Source organism: Pseudomonas sp. Marseille-QA0892, from assembly GCF_054950135.1.
Window position 1 is genome coordinate 698,132 of sequence record NZ_CM143104.1, and the last position, 22,088, is coordinate 720,219.

23 protein-coding genes are annotated in these 22,088 nt (G+C 60.1%); 12 read left to right on the forward strand and 11 right to left on the reverse strand.

The genetic code is table 11. From position 1 onward, the window contains the following. Window positions 1–94 precede the first annotated feature (94 nt). A complete protein-coding gene (locus tag ACY8D3_RS03045; protein WP_462384212.1) occupies window positions 95–736 on the forward strand; it encodes a glutathione S-transferase family protein in 642 nt (213 codons plus the stop codon). Further along, on the forward strand, window positions 733–1,680 hold the full coding sequence (locus tag ACY8D3_RS03050) for a Nudix family hydrolase (protein WP_462381556.1): 948 nt from the start codon (window positions 733–735) through the stop codon (window positions 1,678–1,680). Before ACY8D3_RS03045 ends, ACY8D3_RS03050 begins: the two co-directional genes overlap by 4 nt. A 56-nt stretch (window positions 1,681–1,736) precedes the next feature. On the opposite strand, the gene ACY8D3_RS03055 is transcribed toward ACY8D3_RS03050, so the two are convergent. From ACY8D3_RS03055 to ACY8D3_RS03070, 4 genes are read right to left on the reverse strand one after another with little or no spacing between them, the layout of a single operon-like run. Then, window positions 1,737–2,759: an ion transporter gene (locus ACY8D3_RS03055; RefSeq protein WP_462381557.1), complete on the reverse strand. Its 1,023-nt coding sequence runs from the start codon at window positions 2,757–2,759 to the stop codon at window positions 1,737–1,739. Further along, window positions 2,756–3,334 (reverse strand): cob(I)yrinic acid a,c-diamide adenosyltransferase, encoded by a 579-nt coding sequence (locus ACY8D3_RS03060; protein ID WP_462381558.1) that lies wholly within the window; start codon window positions 3,332–3,334, stop codon window positions 2,756–2,758. The genes ACY8D3_RS03055 and ACY8D3_RS03060 overlap by 4 nt, the downstream gene beginning before the upstream one ends. Before the next feature lie 2 nt (window positions 3,335–3,336). Next, window positions 3,337–5,364: a sensor histidine kinase gene (locus ACY8D3_RS03065; protein ID WP_462381559.1), complete on the reverse strand. Its 2,028-nt coding sequence runs from the start codon at window positions 5,362–5,364 to the stop codon at window positions 3,337–3,339. A 43-nt stretch (window positions 5,365–5,407) separates the two neighbouring features. Further along, complete coding sequence (locus ACY8D3_RS03070) at window positions 5,408–6,376, reverse strand: putative 2-dehydropantoate 2-reductase (protein WP_462381560.1); 969 nt, start codon at window positions 6,374–6,376, stop codon at window positions 5,408–5,410. 165 nt (window positions 6,377–6,541) lie between these two features. On the opposite strand from ACY8D3_RS03070, the gene ACY8D3_RS03075 reads away from it, so the two are divergent. After that, entirely contained in the window at window positions 6,542–7,021 is a 480-nt protein-coding gene (locus ACY8D3_RS03075; RefSeq protein ID WP_462381561.1) for a YajQ family cyclic di-GMP-binding protein, read from the forward strand. 45 nt (window positions 7,022–7,066) lie between these two features. Beyond that, complete coding sequence (locus ACY8D3_RS03080; RefSeq protein ID WP_462381562.1) at window positions 7,067–7,900, forward strand: mechanosensitive ion channel family protein; 834 nt, start codon at window positions 7,067–7,069, stop codon at window positions 7,898–7,900. A gap of 87 nt (window positions 7,901–7,987) precedes the next feature. Here ACY8D3_RS03080 and phrB read toward each other — a convergent pair whose 3' ends face one another. The 4 genes from phrB to ACY8D3_RS03100 form a co-directional block, all read right to left on the reverse strand. Beyond that, window positions 7,988–9,400 carry a deoxyribodipyrimidine photo-lyase gene (gene phrB, locus ACY8D3_RS03085; protein WP_462381563.1) on the reverse strand — a complete coding sequence of 471 codons (1,413 nt, stop codon included), beginning with the start codon at window positions 9,398–9,400 and terminating at the stop codon, window positions 7,988–7,990. Between the two features lie 5 nt (window positions 9,401–9,405). After that, window positions 9,406–10,335, reverse strand: a complete 930-nt coding sequence (locus ACY8D3_RS03090; protein ID WP_462381564.1) for a MerR family transcriptional regulator — start codon at window positions 10,333–10,335, stop codon at window positions 9,406–9,408. After that, the gene (locus ACY8D3_RS03095; protein ID WP_462384214.1) at window positions 10,332–11,291 is read right to left on the reverse strand and encodes a YbgA family protein; all 960 of its coding nucleotides are present in this window, start codon (window positions 11,289–11,291) and stop codon (window positions 10,332–10,334) included. The genes ACY8D3_RS03090 and ACY8D3_RS03095 overlap by 4 nt, the downstream gene beginning before the upstream one ends. Before the next feature lie 217 nt (window positions 11,292–11,508). Continuing rightward, the gene (locus ACY8D3_RS03100; RefSeq protein WP_462381565.1) at window positions 11,509–12,492 is read right to left on the reverse strand and encodes an NAD(P)/FAD-dependent oxidoreductase; all 984 of its coding nucleotides are present in this window, start codon (window positions 12,490–12,492) and stop codon (window positions 11,509–11,511) included. A 179-nt stretch (window positions 12,493–12,671) separates the two neighbouring features. On the opposite strand from ACY8D3_RS03100, the gene ACY8D3_RS03105 reads away from it, so the two are divergent. Both ACY8D3_RS03105 and ACY8D3_RS03110 read left to right on the forward strand, forming a co-directional pair. Continuing rightward, a complete protein-coding gene (locus tag ACY8D3_RS03105) occupies window positions 12,672–13,571 on the forward strand; it encodes a TIGR01777 family oxidoreductase (protein ID WP_462381566.1) in 900 nt (299 codons plus the stop codon). A 16-nt stretch (window positions 13,572–13,587) separates the two neighbouring features. Continuing rightward, a complete protein-coding gene (locus ACY8D3_RS03110; RefSeq protein WP_462381567.1) occupies window positions 13,588–14,616 on the forward strand; it encodes a ferrochelatase in 1,029 nt (342 codons plus the stop codon). A 48-nt stretch (window positions 14,617–14,664) separates the two neighbouring features. Here the strand turns inward: ACY8D3_RS03110 and ACY8D3_RS03115 are convergent, their stop codons facing one another. Together ACY8D3_RS03115 and upp are read right to left on the reverse strand one after the other, a co-directional pair. Next, entirely contained in the window at window positions 14,665–15,927 is a 1,263-nt protein-coding gene (locus ACY8D3_RS03115) for a uracil-xanthine permease family protein (RefSeq protein ID WP_462381568.1), read from the reverse strand. 1 nt (window position 15,928) lies between these two features. Then, complete coding sequence (gene upp, locus ACY8D3_RS03120; protein WP_462381569.1) at window positions 15,929–16,567, reverse strand: uracil phosphoribosyltransferase; 639 nt, start codon at window positions 16,565–16,567, stop codon at window positions 15,929–15,931. A gap of 215 nt (window positions 16,568–16,782) precedes the next feature. On the opposite strand from upp, the gene ACY8D3_RS03125 reads away from it, so the two are divergent. The 4 genes from ACY8D3_RS03125 to ACY8D3_RS03140 all read left to right on the forward strand — a co-directional run bounded on the left by ACY8D3_RS03125 (window position 16,783) and on the right by ACY8D3_RS03140 (window position 20,314). Then, window positions 16,783–17,340 carry a hypoxanthine-guanine phosphoribosyltransferase gene (locus tag ACY8D3_RS03125; protein ID WP_462381570.1) on the forward strand — a complete coding sequence of 186 codons (558 nt, stop codon included), beginning with the start codon at window positions 16,783–16,785 and terminating at the stop codon, window positions 17,338–17,340. A 157-nt stretch (window positions 17,341–17,497) separates the two neighbouring features. Continuing rightward, the gene (locus ACY8D3_RS03130; protein WP_462381571.1) at window positions 17,498–17,788 is read left to right on the forward strand and encodes a PA4642 family protein; all 291 of its coding nucleotides are present in this window, start codon (window positions 17,498–17,500) and stop codon (window positions 17,786–17,788) included. Window positions 17,789–18,098: 310 nt separating this feature from the next. Then, window positions 18,099–19,616 (forward strand): malate dehydrogenase (quinone), encoded by a 1,518-nt coding sequence (gene mqo / locus ACY8D3_RS03135; RefSeq protein ID WP_462381572.1) that lies wholly within the window; start codon window positions 18,099–18,101, stop codon window positions 19,614–19,616. A gap of 107 nt (window positions 19,617–19,723) precedes the next feature. After that, complete coding sequence (locus ACY8D3_RS03140; RefSeq protein WP_462381573.1) at window positions 19,724–20,314, forward strand: YajG family lipoprotein; 591 nt, start codon at window positions 19,724–19,726, stop codon at window positions 20,312–20,314. Window positions 20,315–20,362: 48 nt separating this feature from the next. Here the strand turns inward: ACY8D3_RS03140 and ACY8D3_RS03145 are convergent, their stop codons facing one another. Next, window positions 20,363–21,526, reverse strand: coding sequence for a 1-acyl-sn-glycerol-3-phosphate acyltransferase (locus tag ACY8D3_RS03145; RefSeq protein WP_462381574.1), 1,164 nt, complete (start codon window positions 21,524–21,526; stop codon window positions 20,363–20,365). A 104-nt stretch (window positions 21,527–21,630) separates the two neighbouring features. Between ACY8D3_RS03145 and ACY8D3_RS03150 the strand changes: the two genes are divergently transcribed. Next, entirely contained in the window at window positions 21,631–21,813 is a 183-nt protein-coding gene (locus ACY8D3_RS03150) for a CPXCG motif-containing cysteine-rich protein (protein WP_462381575.1), read from the forward strand. Beyond that, the gene (locus ACY8D3_RS03155) at window positions 21,813–22,073 is read left to right on the forward strand and encodes a putative signal transducing protein (RefSeq protein WP_462381576.1); all 261 of its coding nucleotides are present in this window, start codon (window positions 21,813–21,815) and stop codon (window positions 22,071–22,073) included. The genes ACY8D3_RS03150 and ACY8D3_RS03155 overlap by 1 nt, the downstream gene beginning before the upstream one ends. Window positions 22,074–22,088: the final 15 nt, after the last annotated feature.

Below are 22,088 nucleotides of genomic sequence, written 5' to 3' on the forward strand. Positions count from 1 at the left end.
CATTCCGGTCCGTCATGCACGCATGAAGGACCGGAATTGGCATACCACTGGTCATGTTGGAAGATGACTGCCACAGCATCGAAGGGCAGTTGCCATCGCCATGAAATTGATTATCGGAAACCGCAATTACTCATCATGGTCGCTACGGGCGTGGTTGGCCATGCGTATGGCCGGCGCTGATTGCGAAGTAGTGCGTGTTCCGCTTTACCATTCCGACTCTGCCTCCCTCCTGGCGCGCCTGTCGCCGTCTGGGAAAGTGCCTGTGATGGAAACGGAGCACGGCAGTATCTGGGACTCCCTTGCGATCAGCGAGTACTTGGCCGAGCGCTTTCCTAGCGCGGCGCTTTGGCCTGAGGACACCCGGAGTCGTGCAATTGCTCGATCCGTTTGCGCTGAAATGCACAGTGGCTTCGTTGGCCTTCGAGCTGCGCTTCCAATGGATATGAGAGCAGACATGCACCGCGCGGTCCTCGATGAGGCTGTGCAAGCGGACATCGATCGGATCGAGGAACTCTGGACGTATTGTCGAGAGGCGTTTGGCAGAGATGGGCATTATTTGTTTGGCCGGCCCTCGCTGGCAGATGCGTTTTTTGCCCCAGTCGCGAGTCGATTCAAAACTTACCGTGTTGAATTGACAGACGTCGCGAAGCACTACGTCGAGACCATTCATGAATGGCCAGCCTTCGTTGAGTGGCGAGAGGCGGCATTGGTTGAGAAGGAGATTATCGAATCATGAAGCGAATCCATGTGGCGGCTGCCGTCGTCCGCTCCGATGATGGACGTATCCTGATCGCTCGACGCTCAGCCGACCGCCATCAGGGCGGTCTTTGGGAATTTCCAGGGGGCAAGGTTGAAGTCGGCGAACCCGTCAGAGAGGCGCTTGCCCGCGAGCTTCACGAAGAGCTTGGCATTACCGTCGTAGAAGCTGACCCGCTTATTCAGATCGAACACGACTACCCTGACAAGCATGTCCTGCTTGACGTCTGGGAGGTCACTCGTTTCGAGGGCGAGCCCAGGGGTGTCGAAGGGCAACCACTGGCTTGGGTCACGGCCAGGGCACTGGCTGAATATGATTTCCCGGCGGCCAATGGCCCCATCGTTTCTGCCGCGCGACTTCCGGATCGCTATCTCATCACGCCCGACGGGCTAGAGCCCCGAGAATTGCTGAACGGAATTCGCAGGGCCCTCGACGCTGGCGTGAAGCTGATCCAGCTCCGAGCGCCCGACATGTTCGATCCTCAATACCGTGACCTTGCTGTCGATGTGCAGGGCATCTGCGCCAACAAGGCTCAGCTCATGCTGAAGGGGCCACTGGAGTGGCTGGGTGACTTCCCGGCTGCGGGTTGGCACCTGACGTCCGCGCAGCTTCGAAAGTATGTAGAGAAAGGGCGTCCCTTCCCGCCGGATCGATGGCTTGCGGCGTCCTGCCATAGCGCCGAGGAGCTGGATATGGCCAGTCGGATCGGCGCCGATTTCGTCACACTATCCCCGGTATTGGCGACTCGTACGCACCCCGACGCAGTGCCTTTGGGATGGAATGAGGTGGAGCGTTTGGTTCGACGGATCAACGTGCCGGTTTTCGCCCTGGGCGGAATGACGAATGACGACGTGACGCATGCCCGGAGGGTTGGCGGCCAAGGCATTGCTGCTATTCGGGGGCTTTGGCCGGACGCGATATAGGACCCGGCAGCCTTTCGGAGGCATCCGCCTTCGCCTTCGAGGACTGGGGTGGCCGATCAGTCCAGATGCACAGGGGCGGGCGGACCCACGAAGGTGGACCAGCGGCGATCCATGATCTGCTGCTTGAGTACCTCGATGATGTCGACTAGCAGCTCTTCGAGCGCGTAATCATTGGCATCGCCTTCATGCAGCCATGCTTCGAAAAACTCATCAGTCAGCTGGATGGCCAACCGCCTGAAAGGTTGGTCACCCACGCCATTGACTGCGCTTTGAAGCAACTTCGCAACGATGTCCGAAAGCGCCGCGTCCAGGGCATCGGCAACACGGCCACCCATGGGTAGGCGGCGCAGGTTGCGCAGCTCGTTGTTGTCAGCCAGTGCAGTGCTGATCAGTCCGCTGACATAGTGTTCGATGGCGGTGCGGTTGCCGAGGTAACCCTGCTGTACCATGGCGCTCAGTCGCCGGTCCAGATCGCTCAGGACGCGCGCCTTTCGTGGTCTGACGACGTCGTCGATAAGGCGTCGCGCCAAATCATCGCTGCTGCCGATCTCCTGCTGCAGGCGGGAGAACATCTTCACCATCACTCGATCTGACAGTTCTTCCAGCAACATCTGCCAGTACCGATCGACGAACCGATACACCGCCCATTGCCGGACATCGATCAAGCCCAGGCGCTGCAAGCGAATCATCAGGCTCACCACGCGGAGCACGCGAAGGATGCGGAAGCCGCCGAGCGGGATACAGCCCAGCACGTCGTACCAATGTGCAAATGGGTAGTAGTACCATCGGCTGTAGGTGCGTTCAGCAACGGCTACGGCCCAGCCGAGAAGAACATCCAGCACGAAAACGGCTACGAACGCCAGGTCGATCAGTGCGAAGTGCGGATGTACCTGGTTGGCATAGAAGGCGTGGAAAGAAGGCGCAATGAAGGCAAGCAGGTCAGAAAGCGGTCCGATGGCGAACAGCGTGTCGAAGAGGATGAGCGTCAGGTTGACGACTACCAGAAGGACGATGAAGCCTTCCCATACGACATGAATACCATCGCGGCGGCGTGCAGGACTCGCGTGTTGGTTGCTCATGCCGGACGGGGTGCCGCTTGCCACAGGACCTCATCGACCTCTTGATGGTGGGCGATGAGCCGGGACGCAACGAAGAGCAGATCTGAAAGGCGATTAAGGTAGCTCAGCAATTCGCTGCGAAGCGGTTCGATGTCGTGCAGTGTACGGCAACGGCGCTCGGCCGTACGCGCGGCACTGCGGCAAAGATGCGCTTGTGCGATGGCAGACGAGCCACCTGGCAGGATGAAGTTGGTGAGTGGGCCGACGACCAGATTCCACTCATCAATAAGCGCCTCGAGACGCGTAATCTCGTGTGCATCGAGCGCCTGGTATTCCGGCATGGCGAGCTCTCCTCCAACATCGAACAAGCGATGCTGGCAGGGCGCGACGGCTTCGATGATGCCCGACAGGGCAGGATGGGAGACGGACTCGCTCGCAAGCATGGCCAAAAGCACGCCCATGTGGCTGTTGAGCGTGTCTACCTCCCCAATCGCTTCAATCCGCGGATGATCCTTCGCTACGCGACGGCCGTCGGCCAGACCCGTCTCACCCGAGTCGCCAGTACGGGTATAGATCTTCGATAACCGGTTTCCCATCGTTACGATTCCGTCGTTTTATCGGGCGTGGCCAGTGGCAGGCGCAGCGTGAAGCAGGTGCCCTGTCCGGGGCTGGAGTGCACTTCCATCTGGCCCTTGTGATTGTTGGTAATGATGAAGTACGACACCGACAAGCCCAGACCAGTGCCCTGGCCGACTTCCTTGGTGGTGAAGAAGGGTTCGAAGATCCGCTTGCGAATGTCTTCGGGCATGCCGACGCCGTTATCTTCGACCTTGATTTCCGCCCACGGCGCCTTCAGTCGGGTTGAGATGCGGATGTGTCCGGTCTCGCCTTCTTCCTCATCGCCGCGCTGGTGGATCGCCTGCGCTGCGTTTTTCAGAAGGTTCAGCAACACCTGCTCCAGCTCGTTGGGGATGGCATAGACGGGACCGAGCCGATCGTCGAAAGACCGCTCGATATGCATGCCCTTGAAATCAAATCCGTCCGCCAGGTCGAAGTCGTTGCTGGCAATCTCCAGTGCCTGGTCGATCAGATTGGGCAGGTGGCACTCGCTGAGTGTGCGGTTGCTGCGCCGGCTGAAGGCAAGCATGTGGCTGACGATCTTGGCGGCCCGTTGGCCCGCCTGCTGGATGCCCTCAAGCAGGCGAGGCACTTCTCGGACTTCCAGGTAAGCATTCACCTGCTCAAGTGGAACGCCGACTTCGGCGGCCTGTTCCGTGTTCTTTGCAAGATCCGCCGAAAGCCTACGTCGTATGTTTTGCACATTGTGGAGGATGGCACCGAGCGGGTTGTTGATTTCATGTGCCATGCCCGCGGCGAGGCTACCGACCGACAGCATCTTTTCAGATTGGACCATGACCTCCTCGAGTGCCAGGCGCTGGGTGATGTCGTCGATCCGTATCACCACGCCGCGGCCAATGCTTCCCATCAAGGGGTAGAAGGTAAGTGCGTAGTGGTGAACTTCACTGTTATTAAGCCAGGATACCCGCTCGATCTTCTGGACCTTTTGTTGCTCGGCCGCCCTGCGCAGCTGGTTCAGGTAGGGCTTGAGATGCGGGAAGGCTAAAAAGATCGGTTGGCTAAGGGCATCGTCCATCGAGGTGCCCGAGAGCGCGCTGGCTTCCTGGTTCCATTGGGTGACATAGAGTTCGTCATCCAACGCAATCAGGGCAGATGGCATCGAGTCGATGATGCTGTTGAGGTAGTTCTGGAAGCCCGTGAGCTTCTTCTCGATCTTGCTGCGAACCTGCACCTCGAGTTCCAGCTTGCGGTTACTGCGGTTCGTTTCTTCGGCCAGATTGTGAGCCTGGTCCAGCGCGAGTTGCGCGTCATCCCGAGCACGCTTGAGTTGCTGTTCGCGAGCTTCGATGCGAGTGAGCATGGTGTTGAATGCATCGGCGAGCGTACCGATCTCATCGCGGTTGCCGCGGCGCGCGCGCAGCGAATAGTTTTCCTCGCGAGTGACCTGCCGGGACAGCTCCTCGAGCCGTCGGATCGGCCGGGTGACCATTCGACGAATTTGCCGTGCTATCAGCAGCCAGAACAGCACGCTGAACGCCAGGATAATCAGGCTTGCCGTAAGCGTGCCGGTGTAAAACGCGCCGGGCAATTCGCTCGATGCCACCAGGAGAAGGTGGCCGGCTGCCAGGCCATCCGGCCCGGGCAGTTCGATCAGCTGGCTGGTCCGAAACTCGCGGACGCGCCAGCTTTCGAGCAAATCGAGTTCGGCGGGCAACTCGAGTTTCTCCCCTTTTTCCAGCTGCGCCAGCATCATGCCCTGGTCGTCGTAGATGGCGGCTGCACGTAGCGGCGCATAGCCATTCAGGCGCTCCAATAGCGCGCCAGCCTCATCCTTCGAGCCAAGCGCCTGGCGGCTCAACGTTGGCGTTGCGATCAAGCGGCCAAGCGTCTGCAGCGCTTGTGGCGCAACGCTTTCCTGGGAGATCCAGTACGCAGCACTGATGAAGGCGAAGTTGGCGACGGTCAGCACCGCGGCCAACAAGACGAGCATGGCGGCGAGGAGTTTCTGCCCGACGGGCAGGTCTTCGAGACGCTGACGCAGTGACATGAGAAGCAACCGGCGTGGTGGGTAGGGCAGGGTACCGCCAGGCTCAGTGTGGGGGCAATCCGCGGGCGACAAGGGCCAGACACAGTTGATTGTAGGTTTCGTCGAGGTGCGGTGTCGGTACACCGAGGCGTTGCGCTGTATCGCATGCCTGCCCGAGGAGATAGCTGATCTCGGTTCGGCGCCCGGCACGCACATCCTGAAGCATCGAGCTGATGTTCGAAGCGGTCGCATCGATTACCCGCTCGGTCTCTGCCAGCAGCCCATGCGCGGCAGTTGGGTAGGGCGTTTCGAGCAGCAGTGCGACGAGCTCTTCGCACAGTGTACGTACGCGTGAAGCATGCTGCCGGAGCCCGCCATTGGTACAGTCGTGAAGCACCGTCAGTGGGTTGATGGCGCAGTTCAGCGCAAGCTTCCGCCACAGTCGGTGATTGATGTCCTCTGTCCATTGTGCGGGTATATCTGCAGTTGCCAGATCCGCGAGCAGGGCATTGGGGCGCCCGGTGCCAGCGCTGATATCGCCAACCCAGTTCATGCCCTTCCCGGCAGCGTGAACCCGGAAGGGCTGATCACGGAATGCGCCTTCTGTGCTGGATACCGCCATGCAACGCGCCTGGGGTAACGCGCGGGCGACCGCGTCCTGGCTTCCAATGCCGTTTTGCAATAACAGGATCTCTGCGCCAGGCTCGATCCAAGAAGCGAGGGAGCGCGCAGCAGGCTCCGCGTCGTAGGCCTTGCAGGCGACCAGCAGCCGCCTGATGGGTGTAGGGTCGTCTATCGTTTCGGCAGGTAGGGAGTGGGTATGTGTGACGCCTGCGGAGGTCAACCCTATCCCACCGACATTCATGTAGGCGGCACGCTGTGAGGTATCACGCAGTATGAGCCGTACTGCGATCCCGGCGCGGAACAGACGAGCGGCCCACAGCCCACCGAGGCTGCCGGCGCCGAGGATGTGCCATGGGTACCCATCGAGGGGTGCGGAAAGGGAAGTCGATACAGGCGGGGCGTTATTCATGCGCTTCGTTATAATGACCGGCTATCTTGAGCGTCAAGCCAGCTGAGTGTCCCATTCGGACCCGCGGCTTGCAGCGTAGCGGAGCGATCGGCACGGTGAACCCAAATCGCGTCGCTCCACTCGGATTCAAGTGCCAGAGACATTGCCACCATCAGGAGAATTTCAATGCCCTCGTTCGACGTAGTGTCCGAACTGGACAAACACGAAGTCACCAACGCCGTGGACAACGCCATCAAGGAGCTGGATCGGCGTTTCGACCTCAAAGGCAAATGCAGCATCGAGCACAAGGACAAGACGCTGACCCTGACAGCCGAAGCCGACTTCATGCTCGAGCAGATGCTGGACATCATTCGCAGCAACCTCATCAAGCGCAAGATCGATATCCAATGCCTGGAACTCAAGGATCCCTATCCGTCCGGCAAGGTCGTGAAGCAGGAAGTCAACCTGCGCGAGGGCATCGACAAGGAGCTGGCCAAGAAGATCGTTGCTCAGATCAAGGAAGCCAAGCTCAAGGTGCAGGCCGCCATCCAGGGCGAACAGGTACGTGTCACTGGTAAGAAGCGGGACGACCTGCAGGAGGCCATTGCGCTACTGCGTGGCAAGGATATGGGCATGCCGCTGCAATTCAACAACTTCCGAGATTAAGCCCCCTATCGCACCGGGACGCTGATCGCTATTTGGAGATGATGGATGGATTTTGATTACAACGAGATCGTGCGCACGTCAGAAGCGTGGCTGCCGGTCGTTCTGCATTACGCTGCCCAGCTAACACTGGCAGTCATCACGCTGTTCATCGGCTGGTGGCTCATCAACAAGCTCATCGACAAGATCACCGGGTTGCTGCGTGGCCGTACGATCGATCCCACACTGATCGGGTTCATCGGCTCCATCGCCAGCGTCGCCCTGAAGATCATGCTGGCCATCAGCGTGGCGTCGATGGTTGGTGTCGAGACGACATCCTTCATCGCTGCACTGGGCGCTGCGGGCCTGGCCATCGGCCTTGCGTTGCAGGGCAGCCTTTCAAACTTCGCCGGTGGCGTGCTGATTCTGCTGTTCAAGCCGTTTCGCCAGGGAGATTGGATCGAAGCACAAGGCATCATGGGCACCGTGGTTTCCATCCAGATATTTCACACCACCATCAAGAGCGGCGATGCCAAGCTGATCATGGTGCCTAACGGAAGCCTCTCCAACGGTACGGTGATCAACTACAACCGCGAGCCGGTACGCCGCGGCGAGTTGGCAATTGGTATCGGTTACGACAGCGATATCAAGAAAGCGCGTGAGGTGCTGCTGGATATCGCCAAGGATCCGCGCATCCTCAGCGAGCCTGCTGAACCCATGGTCGTGGTGACCAGTTTGGGCGACAGTTCGGTGAACCTGGCTTTCCGCTTCTGGACAAAGACGCCAGATCTCTGGCCGGTAACGTTCGACTTTCTCGAGGCCGCCAAGGAGCGGCTGACCGAAGCGGGCGTGGAAATTCCCTATCCACAGCGTACGGTCCACCTCATCCAGAAATCGGATTGAGCCTACCCGGCCTGCGTCTCATGCAGGCCGCAACGGGTTGCCAGCGGAACCTCTCCGGTGGCAACCGCTCAGGGGGGCGCTCGCCGTTCAAAGATTCTTGAACGCTGCCAAGGCCCGCGCGCGGCTTTCCCGCAGATCGACGATGGGCGCAGGATATCCAGCGCCAGCGAACAGATCCGCCGCGACGGCATGATGGATTCTCTTGGCGTCCAGCTCGCGCAGCTCCGGCAGCCATTCCTTGATGAAGTCGCCTCTCGGATCGAAGCGCTGGGATTGGGTTACCGGATTGAAGATCCGGAAGTAGGGCACCGAGTCCGTTCCGGTCGACGCGCTCCATTGCCACCCGCCGTTGTTGGCGGATAGGTCGCCATCGACGAGATGCTGCATGAACCAGCGCTCACCCTCGCGCCAGTCGATCAACAGGTTCTTGCTGAGGAACATCGCGGTCAGCATGCGTAGCCGATTATGCATCCAACCCAGCGTCTGCATCTGCCGCATGGCGGCGTCGATGATGGGGAAGCCGGTGCGGCCTTCCTTCCACGCCTGGAGGGCATCGTTATCGCGTTGCCAAGGCACTCGCTCTGTTTCCGGGCGAAAGGCACGGCCCATCGAGACATGTGGATAACCCACGAGAATATGCTTGTAGAAATCACGCCACAGCAGCTCGCTGATCCAGGTAACCGCGCCCTTGTTGCCGCTGTCCAGCTCGCCATTATTGGCGCGCAGGGCAGCATTCAGGCATTGACGCGGCGAGACGACACCGGCAGCAAGATAGGCTGACATCCGACTGGTGCCGTCTTCGGACGGGATGTCCCGGGCGCGCTCGTAATCGCCTAGGTCTTCGTTGACGAATGCCTCCAGGCGCTTGCTGACGGCATCCTCACCGGCTGGCCAGAACGTTCGGATACGCTCCGAGGGCGGTTCGAAGCCACCAATGCTGGCTGGCACAGGATCGCTTGCTATTGCAAGCGGCGCCTGCACGTTTGGGATCGGCAGCACCGGCGGTGGCGCGTTATGCAGTCGCGAATTGCAAACCTTTCTGAACTGGCTGAAGACCTTGAAGTAGCCGCCGCTGCCGGTCAGTACACTTCCGGGCTTGAATAGCACCTGGTCCACATGGCGGCGCACCGTCACGCTTCGCGTCTGGAGCAGCTGCTCGACCGCATCGTCGCGGCGTGCTTCGTTGACACCGTATTCGTCATTGAAGTGAAGCGTACCTACCAGATGCTTATGGCACAGATGGTCAAGGGCTTTCGGTACGTCGCTCCAGGAAGCCGCGTCGAGGATCAATAGGGGCACGTTCAGGGCGTCGAGCGACTGGCGAAGGCAGCCAAGATTGCGTAGCCAAAAATCGACTTTTGCCGGCGCATCGTCATGCTGCCGCCATTGCCCCGGGCTGATGATGTAGACGGCCAGGGTCGGACCATCCGACATGGCGGCGGAAAGGGCATGGTTGTCCCGGACCCGCAGATCGCTGCGGAACCACACGAGCTGGTTCATGATGACTAGGGCTTGGGTATATGGCGGTGAAGCAGCGTCATGGCCTCACCCGGGTCCGATGCAAGCAACAGCCCCGGAATCTCCAATAATTCGCTGCGATAAATATGGACGACAGGCCCAGCCAATACGAGAGGCACAGGGCAAATGGCAGCAAGGCGCGGAAGGGCGCGCTCGAGTTGCATGCTATCGAGCGCCTGGCTTGAATAGAGAAGCAGCCCTTGTGGGCCCAGCCGCTCGGTCGCCAGCATTAGGTCAGTGACCGGCACCGGCCACTCGAGGATTTCTATCGCCAACCCGCTGGAGGAGGCGAGCCAGGCGCTCAACCAGATGCCGGGCTCCATCGGCAGGCTGCCGAAGTTGCAAATCAGGATCGGTGGTTTATCCCATTCGCGGCTCTGGTGGCTAAGGCGTAGCCCCATCTTGCTCCGCAGCCACCCAAGGAAAAAGACGCGCTCCAGGGTCGCCCCTGGCTGTGCTTGCCAGCGCTCGTCAAGACGCGAGAGCAAAGGCAGTAACAGGCGTTGGCAAAGCGTAATGGGAGGATAGATGCTTGAGGCTCGGTTGAAGACTTCCTCAAGGCGTCGCTCCGCGAGTGCTTCGACGGCGCTTGTCATGTCGGCAAGCAGTGCATCCCAGTCATTCTGAATGGTTCGGCTAAGGGTTGGACCATCGTCCAGCAGGCGTTTGACTTGTCCAACCGATACGCCCCGGTTTAGCCAGGCCAGGATCGCCTGAATCCTAGCAATCTGTTCCGAGGAATAAAGGCGGTGACCTTTCGGGGTCCGCTTGGGAACGATGAGCCCATAGCGCCTCTCCCAGGCGCGCAACGTTACCGGATTCACTCCGGTTCGCTTTGCGACTTCTCGAATGGGCAGCCAGCCTTCGGCAAGGGCCTCCTTGAAATCGTCGGTTGCATCCTTGTCCGGCGTCGTCATATGGCGTTGCGCAAACTCAGTGGCTCGGGGTGGGGTTGCAGGTATGCCTGTTTCGCCATATACGGATCAGGGTGTCGCCGTAGATGATGCTTGAGCAACGTCAGGGGCACGACCAGCGGGACGATGCCTTGACGATACTGCATGATCAATTGATGCATTTCTTCGCGTTCGTCAGCATCGAGAACGTGCTTCAAATAGCCACTCAGGTGCTGAAGCACGTAGGTGTGAGTACCTCGGGTGGCACAACGTTTCAATGCTTGCATCAAAAGGCTGAAATATTTGTCGGCCAGTTGCTGCACGGGCATTTGCGAAAGGTGGTTGCCCAGCAGCCTTCCAAGCTCCCGATATTGATGGGGATTGTTCGCCATGAGCTGGAATTTGTACTGCGAGTGAAATTCGATGATGGCATGCCGGGTAATACCCTTGGCGAGGAGCGCTTGCCATTTCGCGTAGGCATACACACGAGTGATGAAGTTTTCCCTCAGCACAGGGTCGTTCAGGCGGCCTTCTTCTTCCATGGGCAGGTTGGGGCGTCGGGCCTGGAGAACCGCTGTATAAATGCCAGGGCTGCTTCCTTCCGCAGGAAGCCCGTTATCACGATAGACCTTGACGCGTTCGAGGCCGCAAGACGGTGACTTCTGCATCAGGATGTACCCGCTGATGTCATGAAGCTCAATCGCCATGCGCTCAGCGTAGTCGCTCAGGGCGTCGGTGAAGTCATGGCTTCCGTCCTTGGAATTGACAGCTCGGGGCGCATTCGGCTCGCCTACCAGCCGGATGGCTTCGCGCGGTGTACCCAAGCCTATGGCCATTTCTGGGCAGAGCGGTACGAAGTCGAAGAACTCCGTAAGGTTCTGGCACCGCCGTGATTGCTTGTGTCCACCGTTGAAACGCACCTCCTCGCCCAGCAGACAGGCGCTGATTCCCAATTTAGGCTTCAGGTCACGGGTAGGCATGAGGGGCACGGGCGAACTCCTTCTTGTACAAAATCTTTCGCGTGTACAACTTTGACTGCATCATACGCCTGGCGTTGTACAGCGCGGTAGATTTTTCACAACGGACTGGCCAGCGTTCGTGATCGTTCCGCCATTCAGCTCAAAAGGGGTCCACGTGCCCCGCTCATAACCTTCTGAAACAGGGTCTTTTGCGATGAAATACAGGCGGGCGGCCCAGCTAGAGCTGATCAAGCAAGCGACGTGCTGCGTCCTGACCGCTCAGCCAGGCACCTTCTACACGGCCGGAAAGGCACCAATCGCCGCAGGCATACAAACCCAAATCTGCATCGGCCAGCGCGGCCCACTGATGTCCACCGGCCGGCCGCGCGTAGAGCCAACGGTGGGCGTGGGTGAAGCTGGGGGCCGGTACAACACAGCCGACCAGCTCGGCAAACGCCCCATGAAGGTGCTCGATGATCTGCTCCTTGGGCAGGTCCAGATGCTGCCTGGACCAGCTACTCGCCGCGTGCAGCACCCATGTGTCCATGTTGCAGGCGCGGCCGGGTTTGCTGCGATCGCGCGCCAGCCAGTCGAGCGGCTCTTCACGGACGAAACAGCCCTCGATGCGCGTGTCGAGCGGCTCCTCAAAGCCCAGTGCGACGGACCAAGTCGGCTCCATGACGACACCAGCAGCAGTACCTGCGAGTGTGGGGGCCGCAGAGAGGAGGGCTGTAGCCTGCGGCGCTGGCACGGCCACGATAATGTGGCTGAACGGCCCGTAACTGTTGCCATCCGCATCGAGAAGTGTCCAGTGCTCGCCACCTTTGAAGACTTCAGTGATGCGGCAGGCGAACGTGACGGGCATGTCTTCGAGCAGAGCGCGTGTGATTGCGCTCATGTGAGGCGTGCCCACCCAGCGGACCTGTTCGTCCGGCGAAGGGCTCAATGTGCCCTGGCTGTACTGATAAAGCATGGGCGCCCACTCGGCCACCCAGCCATTGCTGCGCCATTGCTGGACGATCTCGGCAAACCGCCGATCCCGAGCGGTAAAGTACTGCGCCCCCATGTCGAGGGTCAGCCTGTCGTTGCGCTTGCTGGCCATACGGCCGCCGCTACCACGACTCTTGTCGAACAGATGCACCGATTGGCCGGCGGCCTGGAGTGCCTTAGCCGCGGAAAGTCCAGCAAGACCGGCGCCGATGATGGCGATCGTTGCGTTCATATGGGCCTCTTCACCTATGGCGACAGGGTCCTTGCCGCGGTTTACGCGCGCACTCGAACGTCCTTGGTCTCGGGACCCTCATGGGTTCTGGATGGTTTTTCGGTTCCTGCGAAGCACGTTTTGCAGCGTGCAAAGACTAATCTCTTTAATTGCTGACGACACTAGGCGAGGAAAGTGCCATGCAAATCCTGCTGACCGGCGGTACGGGGCTCATAGGGCGAGGGTTGTGCAGGAAGTGGCTTGCAGAAGGTCACCGAATCTGGGTCTGGAGCCGAAGTCCGCAAACGGTTTCAGAGCGCTGCGGCCCAGGCGTGACGGGGATTGCCGACCTGGAAGCGCTGGGTGAAGAACCCCTTGATGCAGTCGTCAACCTGGCGGGCGCACCCATTGCTGACCGTCCCTGGACGGAATCTCGGAAGCAGACCCTTTGGGAGAGCCGCATCGATCTCACCGACCGCCTCGTCAACTGGCTGGAAATGCGGACCCAGCGCCCCGCGGTGCTCATCTCTGGTTCCGCCGTTGGCTGGTACGGCGACGCAGGCGCGGCAGTACTCAACGAGTCCAGCGCGCAGAAAAGTCAGGATTTCGCGACACGCCTGTGCGCCGCCTGGGAAGCCAGCGCGCGTCGAGCAGAGGCCCTGGGGATGCGTGTCATCCAGGTACGTACCGGGCTCGTCCTGGCGCATGATGCCGGGCTGCTGGCGCGCCTGGTACCGTTGTTCAAGCTTGGTCTCGGAGGGCGGTTGGGCAATGGCACCCAGTACATGCCATGGATACATCTGGAAGACCAAATCGCGCTGATCGATTTTCTCTTACAGCAGCCACACGCAAGCGGTCCCTATAATGGCTGTGCGCCACATCCGGTGCGCAATCGTGATTTCACCCGATCGCTTGCCGACGCGCTCCACCGGCCTGCGGTCATGAACGCCCCAGCCTTTGCTCTCAGGGCTCTTGGCGAAATGTCCGTTCTGCTCCTGGGTGGTCAAAATGCGCGGCCCCAACGTCTGGAAGAGGCGGGCTTCACATTCCGTTTTACCGATCTCGATATCGCACTGACCGATCTTCTGGCCAAGCGGTAGCCATCAAGGAATTCGAATGTCTCAACATGCTTTGCTCTTGATCAACCTGGGTTCACCGGCCTCCACCGAGGTGGATGATGTACGGACGTACCTCAACCAGTTTCTCATGGACCCCTATGTTGTCGATCTGCCATGGCCGCTCCGCCGTCTATTGGTATCGTTGATTCTCGTGCGCCGACCGGCTGCATCCGCAGAGGCCTATGGGTCCATCTGGTGGGAGGGGGGTTCGCCCTTGGTCGTCCTGAGCCGTCGGTTGCAGGAGTTGATGAAGGCGCGTTGGACAGAGGGCCCGGTAGAGTTGGGTATGCGCTACGGCGAGCCATCCATTGAGGCGGCCTTGCTGCGGTTGGCGAAGCAGGGGATCAAGCGCGTCACGCTGGCACCCCTGTACCCGCAGTTCGCAGACAGCACGGTAACGACTGCTGTCGTTGAAGCGCGACGCGTGATGACCGAGCACAAGCTGGACTTCGACATGAGCGTACTGCCGCCGTTCTTCGCCGATCCAATGTACCTCGACGCGCTGGTTGCCAACACACGATCGGCATTGGCGGGCGGATACGACCATTTGCTCCTGAGCTTCCACGGCCTGCCAGAGCGTCATATCCGCAAATTGGTGAAATCCATCGACCCCAAGCACGACTTGCGTTCGCCTGACAGTCGGAAGGTAAGCGATGACGTACTCGCGTTGTGCTACCGCAGTCAGTGCCAGCGCACGGCTGAAGCGTTCGCAGAGCGTGCCGGCCTGAAGCCCGGCACTTGGTCAGTGTCCTTCCAGTCCCGATTGGGCAAGGACAAGTGGATCGAGCCTTATACGGACAGCCGTCTGGACGAACTGGCCGCGCAGGGCGTGAAGCGGCTGCTCGTCATGTGCCCGGCATTCGTCGCGGATTGCATCGAGACGCTGGAAGAGATCGGTATTCGTGGCAAGGAGCAGTTCGTCGAGGCCGGCGGGGACGATCTCGTCCTGGTGCCTTGCCTGAACGATGACCCGCACTGGGCAGATGCGCTGGCGGAGATGTGTCGTCGCCTTCCGCTGCACGCCTGATGGGCTGGCTGCAACGATCAGGGCGCCCTGTGGCGCCCTGATGGTCGATCACTCTTCCTGATGGAGCTGGCGGTTCTTCCAGTGACTACCGCCAGGCAGCAGCAGATTGAGCAGAATCGCAACGATCCCGCACAGGGCAATCCCTTCGAGCCCGATCTCACCGTTGCCGACGGTCATGCCGCCAATGCCGAATACCAGTGTGACCGATACGATCACCAGGTTACGCGACTCCGACATATCGACCTGATGCCGGATCAGTGTGTTGAGTCCCACCACGGCGATCGAGCCGAACAGCAGGCACAGGATGCCTCCCATCACGGGGACGGGAATGCTCTGCAATGCCGCGCCGAACTTGCCGATGAAAGCCAGGACGATGGCGAATACCGCAGCCCACGTCATGATCTTGGGGTTGTAGTTCTTGGTAAGCATTACGGCACCGGTCACTTCCGCGTAGGTCGTGTTGGGCGGCCCGCCGAACAGACCGGCTGACGTCGTGGCGAGTCCATCCCCCAACAGCGTCCGATGCAAGCCGGGATTCTTCAGATAGTTCTGGCCTGTCACGCCGCCCACGGCGATCACGCCACCGATGTGCTCTATCGCGGGAGCCAGTGCGACAGGCACCATGAACAGAATTGCACCCCAATGAAACTCCGGCATGACGAAGGCCGGCACGGCGAGCCATGGCGCGGCGGCCATGCCAGCTGTGTTGACGACGCCGAAGGCGAACGACAGCCCGTAGCCAACCGTGACGCCCGCCAGGATCGGTACGAGGCGGAAGATGCCCTTGCCGTAAACCGCGACCAGGACCGTGGTGAGCAGCGCTGGCATTGAGATCATCATCGCCGTGGCGTACGGAATGAGCTGGGCGCTGCCGTCACCGGCCTTGCCCATCGCCATGTTCGCCGCGACGGGGGAGAGGCCAAGGCCGATGGAAATGATCACCGGTGCTATCACGACTGGCGGTAGTAGGCGATCAATGAATCCGGTGCCCTTGAGCTTCACGGCAAAGCCGAGAAAGGTATACACGAAACCCGCAGCCACTACGCCGCCCAACACCGCCGGTAGGCCGAACTGCCCCTTGGCGACGATAATCGGTGAAATGAAGGCGAAGCTGGACGCGAGGAAGACAGGAACCTGGCGGCGTGTCACGATCTGGAATAGCAGCGTGCCCAAACCCGCAGTGAAGAGCGCGACGTTAGGGTCCATGCCTGTAATGAGCGGCATGAGCACCAGGGCGCCGAATGCAACGAACAGCATCTGGGCGCCAGCGATAATTTGGCGCGGGAGCGGGTCGGAATGGGCCTGCTGCATCTCAGGCGTCCTTCTGCTTGGTGCCGAAGATCTTGTCCCCAGCGTCGCCCAGGCCTGGGATGATGTAGCCGTGTTCGTCCAGATGGCTGTCGATTGAGGCGGTGTAAATCGTCACGTCAGGGTGCGCCTTCTCGAGCGCGGCAATGCCTTCCGGCGCGGCGACCAGCACCAGTGCGCGGATTTCTTTGCTGCCGGCCTTCTTGAGCATATCGATCGTGGCGATCATCGAGCCGCCGGTGGCCAGCATCGGATCGACGATGAGGGCCAGCCGGCGATCCATCCCCGAGACGAGTTTCTCAAGGTAGGTGTCTGCTTGAAGGGTCTCTTCGTTGCGCGCCAGGCCGACGACGCTCACCTTGGCCCCGGGGATCAGGCTGAGCACGCCATCCAGCATGCCGATGCCGGCGCGCAAGATCGGAACCACGGTGATCTTCTTTCCGGCAATCTTCTCGACCTGGACGTCGCCGCACCAGCCTTCGATGGCGTAGCTTTCCAGTGGAAGATCCTTGGTCGCTTCGTAGGTCAGCAACGAACCGACTTCTTGCGCCAACTCACGGAAGTTCTTGGTGCTGATGTCTGCGCGGCGCATGAGGCCGAGCTTGTGGCGGATCAGCGGGTGGCGGATCTCGTGGGTGGGCATGGGTTTCTCCGAGAGCAAAAGCGGGTGGTAAGATGCCTGCCATTGGGTGCGGCGGCAGAAATCCGGCGTAGGTTAATGCATCGCCCCCTTCAGCACTATCGCCACGCCGCGTCTTGTGCGGTCTGGGCGCGTTTTCCGACATGCGAATCCCGATATCGGCAGCGTTCTGCGATCGATTCGTGGCACCCCCTTTCCATTTTCGTAACGGAGACATCATGTCCGTCGATCTCACACACATCCGCCAGGTCATGTCCGAAGCCGACTGCCTGCACGATAACGCCGAAGTCGAAGCCGCCATCGCGCGCGTCGCGCAGGCCATCAATACCGATTTGGCTGACCGAAACCCCGTCGTTTTCTGCGTGATGAACGGTGGCCTGATATTCTCCGGCAAGCTGTTACCGCTGCTGGATTTTCCGCTCGAGCTGTCTTACCTGCATGCCACGCGCTACCGCAACGAAACGAGTGGTGGCGACCTCTTCTGGAAAGCCAAACCGGAGGTCTCATTCATCGACCGCGACGTCCTGATCCTTGACGATATTCTCGACGAAGGCCACACGCTGGCCGCGATCATGGACTTCTGCCGTCATGCTGGCGCAAGCCAGGTCCGAACGGCCGTGCTGCTGGACAAGGACCACGACCGCAAAGCACGGCCGGATCTCAAGGCCGACTATGTGGGGCTGACCTGTAAGGACCGTTACGTATTCGGCTACGGGATGGACTACAAGGGCTACTGGCGTAACGCTGCGGGGATCTTTGCGGTGAAAGGCCTCTGATCGATCCCGTTATCCGTAGGTCGAATGGTGATGCCTTCGGCCCACGGTTAGGCTGAAGCATGAAGATAGCGTTTGCGACGCACTGTTTCGTTGAGGGCGCCTCGGCAGAGGGGTAAACTGCTGGCCCTCGCAGGCATTGATAACAAGGCAATACGCAATGCGCAAAGACAAGAAGCAGGTGATTGGTGAAGAGATCGGGGACGAACAGATCAAGCTGTTCCTTTCGGTCGAGCCGGGCGATGACACACCGCCCTCCCTGCACAAGCTCATCAAGGCCTACCGTGGCCTGCGCATCGATGATTTCGAGCGTTTCATTCCCTTCTTCGTCGAAGCTGGCCATGACCTTGGCGCTAAAGACAGCCAAGGCCGGGACTTCATTGCCCTGATCCGGGATCAGCGCCAGGCCGAGCCTTATATCCAGGCGGTCCGGCAGGCAATGAACGCCTGATGGCTTCGAAAGCGCATGCCTCCGTCTCGATCGCAAACGTTCGCAGGGGTACTGCTGGCGAAGCGGCGGTCGAAACAGGGCGGACATGCGCTAAAACACTCATCGCCGAGAACCGTTTCGCCTTCCGGGTGGTCTGGACAGGATGAATCCGTTCGCCGGCGAACGCGTATACCCTGAACCATGTCCCGGATCGCCCGGGTGTGGCGATGAGAATCCAGGCATTGCCTGGCTGTCAGTGATTCGACGTCGAGGGGCGGCCCAAAAGGCCGTAAGCCTCGAACTGGTACTGCAGATCTTGGAGAAGCGTTAGATGGCGCAAGACAATCACGAAGCGGTCGATGTCCTGCTGGTAGGAGCCGGCATCATGAGCGCGACGCTGGCCGCACTGCTCAAGGAATTGGACCCCACGGTCCAGATGGAGATCGTCGAACTGCGCGACTCGAACGCAGCGGAAAGCTCCAATCCCTGGAACAACGCCGGTACCGGGCACGCAGGCCTTTGCGAGCTCAACTACACGCCCCAGTTGGCGGATGGCACGGTCGATATCAAAAAAGCCGTGCACATCAATAGCCAGTTCGAAGTATCCAAGCAGTTCTGGGCCTACATGGTCGGCCGGAACGGTTTCGGCGACGCTACCAATTTCATTACCAGCGTACCGCACATGAGCTTCGTGCATGGCAAGGACGTGCCCTTCCTCAAGAAGCGCCAGGCTACGCTGAGCCAGCATCATGCCTTCGCGCAGATGGAGTACACCGAAGATCGCGCCGTCATGAAGGAGTGGATGCCCCTCATGATGAAAGGGCGTGACGAGACGACGCCTCTGGCGGCTACCCGCTGCATGAACGGCACGGACGTCAATTTCGGTGCGCTGACCAACCAGCTTCTCACCTACCTGGATAGCCTTTCAGGTGCCAACGTGCGCTACAACCAGCGCGTCGTCGGTCTCGATCGCGACGGGTCAGGCTGGCGCGTGAGCATCAAGGACGAGCGCTCCGGCGCTGAGCGTGTCGTCCGTGCCAAGTTCGTGTTCCTGGGCGCTGGCGGTGGGGCCCTGCCGCTGTTGCAAATGTCAGATATTCCGGAAGGGAAGGGCTTTGGCGGTTTCCCTGTGAGCGGCCAATGGCTGCGCTGTGATAACCCTGAAGTGGTTTCTCAGCATCAGGCAAAGGTATACGCCCAGGCGCCAGTCGGCGCACCGCCGATGTCCGTCCCCCACCTCGACACGCGTGTCGTCGATGGCAAGAAATCGCTACTGTTTGGCCCATTTGCAGGTTTCACCACCAAATTCTTGAAGCATGGTTCCGTTCTGGACCTGCCAAAGTCGGTTCGCGCCGGTAATCTCAAGCCCATGCTGGCGGTAGCACGCGACAACATGGACCTGACGCGATACCTGATCAAGGAGGTCATGCAGTCCATGGATCAGCGCCTCGATGCCCTGCGCACGTTCTATCCGACCCTGCGCAAGGAAGACTGGCGTTTGGAGGTGGCGGGTCAGCGCGTGCAGATCATCAAGAAGGACGCGAAGAAAGGCGGCGTGCTGCAGTTCGGCACGGAGCTGGTCGCCGCATCCGACGGTTCCATCGCGGCCCTGCTTGGCGCGTCGCCAGGCGCTTCGGTCACCGTCTCGATCATGCTCGAGCTGATCGAGCGCTGTTTTGCCGACAAGGCCCGTTCCGAGCCGTGGGCCCGCAAGCTGAACGAGATCTTCCCGGCACGTGAAAAAGCCCTGCAAGCCGATGCGAGCCTCTACCTCGAGGTCAGCGCCAGTTCCCATCGCGCACTTGGCCTGACCCCGCTGGTCCCGCAAGCTTCGGCGACGTTTGCCTGATGCCCCTGGGCAGGCGATCACCGTCTGCCCAGCCCTGACGAGCCGTGTCACGGCTCGCCGGCATGGTTATACTGCGTCCACTATCACCCTCTCTGGAGAATGACGGCATGCTGCAACGTCTGTTGCTCGGTGTAACTGCGGTATTCGTTCTGGCGCTGACGGGCTGTGCCCTCAGCCCCCAGCAGCTCAACCCGGACCCTCGTCTCAACGGTAACCTGACGGCTGTCGGCCAGGGGCAGCCGGTCGTGGTCAAGGTCGTCGATGGCCGTTCTTCCCCGGTGCTTGGCACGCGTGGCGGCTTGTATGCCGACACGAGCAACATTGTGGTGCCGGCTGAGAATGTACTGCCCAAGCTTCAGGCGCAGACGGAGGCAGCCGTGCGTTTGCTGGGTTTTACGCCGAGTCCTAATGGCTACAACGCGCCGCAGCTGACAGTCGTCCTGGCCGACATGAAATACCAGTCGCCAAAGGATCAAAGCTACGTCACCAAGGCGGATATCAGCGCAACGCTGCGTGCCGAGATGCGCAGCCCATCCGGCCGGCAGTACACGGGCCGTTATGCCGCTTCGATGAGCCAGAGCTTCGGTATGGCGCCCAATGTCGAGACTAATACCAAGCTGGTATCCGATGTGCTTAGCGATGCGTTGACGCGTTTGTTCCGGGATCCCACGATTGGCGAAATGCTGCAGTCGCGCTGATACGTGACATAAAAAACCCCGCTTCGGCGGGGTTTTCTATGTCTGGTTTTAGAGCGGCAGGCCAGCTTGGACCCGGTAGTGATTTCTTACCGGATTGGCGTATTGCAGGATCAGGTAGGGTCGGTGCGCTTCCGGGCAGGCAGAAAGCCGGCGCTCCCACTCTGCACGCGCCCTGGCGACTTCCTCTGCCGAAAACAATGTCTCCGGCGCCGGTACCTGTACCTCTGGATCCTGGCCTTCCCAGGATGCGTAGGCAAAGAAGTTAACCGGGAACAGCCTGTAGTGCGCCAGTATTCGGCGATCCACTTCCTGGGCGAGCAGCTTGGCGTCCGCGAATTCGCCTTCAATACGGTCACAAAACGCGATATGAACGCGCCCTTTGTAGCCGGTGATGCCCAGCGCAATGCTGGTATCGTCCTCGCCAGGCGCCTTCGTATAAGTGCCAGTCGTTGCGCGGATGTACAGCTCGCGCGCCTTGGCCTGATCGCAGGGGTCGTATTCGTAGCTGATGCAGACAGGGACGATCCGCAATGACTGCGCCACTTGCGCGAAAGGCTCGTCCTTGCGGCACATGTGGAACATCTTCAGGATCGCCGAATCGGTGCGGTCGTCGCCATCCTTGGCCCGGCCTTCCGCCTGGGCAATCCAGATCGATGCGCCATCCACCCGAAGCGAATGGTCGATATAGGCGGACAAAAGCTGGTACGCCGCGAGCTTTTCCTTCCGGCTCGGTAGCGAGCGACGAACGATGAAGCTCTTGTTCACGCGCATCAGGTCGCTGACGAAGGGCTTCTGCAGAAGATTGTCACCGATGGCGATCCGGGGCGTTTGCAGGCCGCCGTGGTAGACCGCGAAGTTTACGAACGCAGGGTCCATCACGATATCGCGGTGATTCGCCAGGAACAGATAGGGGCTCTGCGGATTCAAACGATCGACGCCGCTGAAGGTTACGCCGTCAGTCGCGTTGTCGATGGTCCGATCGATATACGGTTCGAGTTTGATCTGCATTGCGTCGACTGTCCGGATCGAGCCGAACTTCTGCCGAAGACGCATCTTCACCAACGGCTTCAGTACACAGCCAAAACGGTCCACATGCCGGGGGAAGCGGAAGCGCGTGATGACGCTGATAAAAGCCGGATCGTCGAGCAGCCGGTTGATGACGCCGGCAACTTCATTGTCGCCGTAGGGTCGGATGGCTTCGAATTCGCCCATCGTATTCTCTGTAATGAATTGGGTTGCTGTCGCCTAGCGTCCGCGTGCACCGCGGTCAGCGCGTAACCGGCGATTATATTCGAACTGATCACTGAGGTCCGCCCATGCTGGAAACGCAGGAATATGAGTGTCCCTACTGTGGCGAGCCCGTCGAGGCGGTGCTCGATTTGTCGGCAGGCGATCAGCAATACATCGAGGACTGTTCTGTCTGCTGTCGACCCATCGTGCTCGACATGCATACGGATGGGCAGGAGTGGACGCTCAATGTACGGCGCGAGGACGACTGATGCGACGTGTTTATGAGCCTCGTGATCTGCTCGAAGCGGAAATGCTGATCGGCATGCTCGACGGGGAGGGTATAGAGGTTCACTTATCGGGTCGACATCTGATTGGCGCGGTCGGTGAGCTTCCGATCGCCGGGTTGCTGGGTCTGCATGTGGCCGACGAGGATGCTGAGCGGGCGCGCCAGCTCATCGACACGTACAATGCGGCCGAACCTCAGCAGGGTGAAGAGCCGGACAGCTACCCTGGCGAATTGATCTGCTGAGCCATTCGATAGACC

Excerpts from the sequence above, each read along its gene's own strand:
- ACY8D3_RS03105 (WP_462381566.1), top strand. The coding sequence starts at position 12,672 with ATGCAAATCCTGCTGACCGGCGGTACGGGGCTCATAGGGCGAGGGTTG.
- ACY8D3_RS03060 (WP_462381558.1), bottom strand. The coding sequence starts at position 3,334 with ATGGGAAACCGGTTATCGAAGATCTATACCCGTACTGGCGACTCGGGT.
- ACY8D3_RS03075 (WP_462381561.1), top strand. The coding sequence starts at position 6,542 with ATGCCCTCGTTCGACGTAGTGTCCGAACTGGACAAACACGAAGTCACC.
- ACY8D3_RS03070 (WP_462381560.1), bottom strand. The coding sequence starts at position 6,376 with ATGAATAACGCCCCGCCTGTATCGACTTCCCTTTCCGCACCCCTCGAT.
- ACY8D3_RS03130 (WP_462381571.1), top strand. The coding sequence starts at position 17,498 with ATGCGCAAAGACAAGAAGCAGGTGATTGGTGAAGAGATCGGGGACGAA.
- ACY8D3_RS03055 (WP_462381557.1), bottom strand. The coding sequence starts at position 2,759 with ATGAGCAACCAACACGCGAGTCCTGCACGCCGCCGCGATGGTATTCAT.
- ACY8D3_RS03115 (WP_462381568.1), bottom strand. The coding sequence starts at position 15,927 with ATGCAGCAGGCCCATTCCGACCCGCTCCCGCGCCAAATTATCGCTGGC.
- ACY8D3_RS03145 (WP_462381574.1), bottom strand. The coding sequence starts at position 21,526 with ATGGGCGAATTCGAAGCCATCCGACCCTACGGCGACAATGAAGTTGCC.
- ACY8D3_RS03125 (WP_462381570.1), top strand. The coding sequence starts at position 16,783 with ATGTCCGTCGATCTCACACACATCCGCCAGGTCATGTCCGAAGCCGAC.
- ACY8D3_RS03155 (WP_462381576.1), top strand. The coding sequence starts at position 21,813 with ATGCGACGTGTTTATGAGCCTCGTGATCTGCTCGAAGCGGAAATGCTG.
- ACY8D3_RS03095 (WP_462384214.1), bottom strand. The coding sequence starts at position 11,291 with ATGCCTACCCGTGACCTGAAGCCTAAATTGGGAATCAGCGCCTGTCTG.
- ACY8D3_RS03150 (WP_462381575.1), top strand. The coding sequence starts at position 21,631 with ATGCTGGAAACGCAGGAATATGAGTGTCCCTACTGTGGCGAGCCCGTC.
- upp (WP_462381569.1), bottom strand. The coding sequence starts at position 16,567 with ATGCCCACCCACGAGATCCGCCACCCGCTGATCCGCCACAAGCTCGGC.
- ACY8D3_RS03100 (WP_462381565.1), bottom strand. The coding sequence starts at position 12,492 with ATGAACGCAACGATCGCCATCATCGGCGCCGGTCTTGCTGGACTTTCC.
- ACY8D3_RS03140 (WP_462381573.1), top strand. The coding sequence starts at position 19,724 with ATGCTGCAACGTCTGTTGCTCGGTGTAACTGCGGTATTCGTTCTGGCG.
- ACY8D3_RS03065 (WP_462381559.1), bottom strand. The coding sequence starts at position 5,364 with ATGTCACTGCGTCAGCGTCTCGAAGACCTGCCCGTCGGGCAGAAACTC.
- ACY8D3_RS03080 (WP_462381562.1), top strand. The coding sequence starts at position 7,067 with ATGGATTTTGATTACAACGAGATCGTGCGCACGTCAGAAGCGTGGCTG.
- mqo (WP_462381572.1), top strand. The coding sequence starts at position 18,099 with ATGGCGCAAGACAATCACGAAGCGGTCGATGTCCTGCTGGTAGGAGCC.
- phrB (WP_462381563.1), bottom strand. The coding sequence starts at position 9,400 with ATGAACCAGCTCGTGTGGTTCCGCAGCGATCTGCGGGTCCGGGACAAC.
- ACY8D3_RS03110 (WP_462381567.1), top strand. The coding sequence starts at position 13,588 with ATGTCTCAACATGCTTTGCTCTTGATCAACCTGGGTTCACCGGCCTCC.
- ACY8D3_RS03050 (WP_462381556.1), top strand. The coding sequence starts at position 733 with ATGAAGCGAATCCATGTGGCGGCTGCCGTCGTCCGCTCCGATGATGGA.
- ACY8D3_RS03090 (WP_462381564.1), bottom strand. The coding sequence starts at position 10,335 with ATGACGACGCCGGACAAGGATGCAACCGACGATTTCAAGGAGGCCCTT.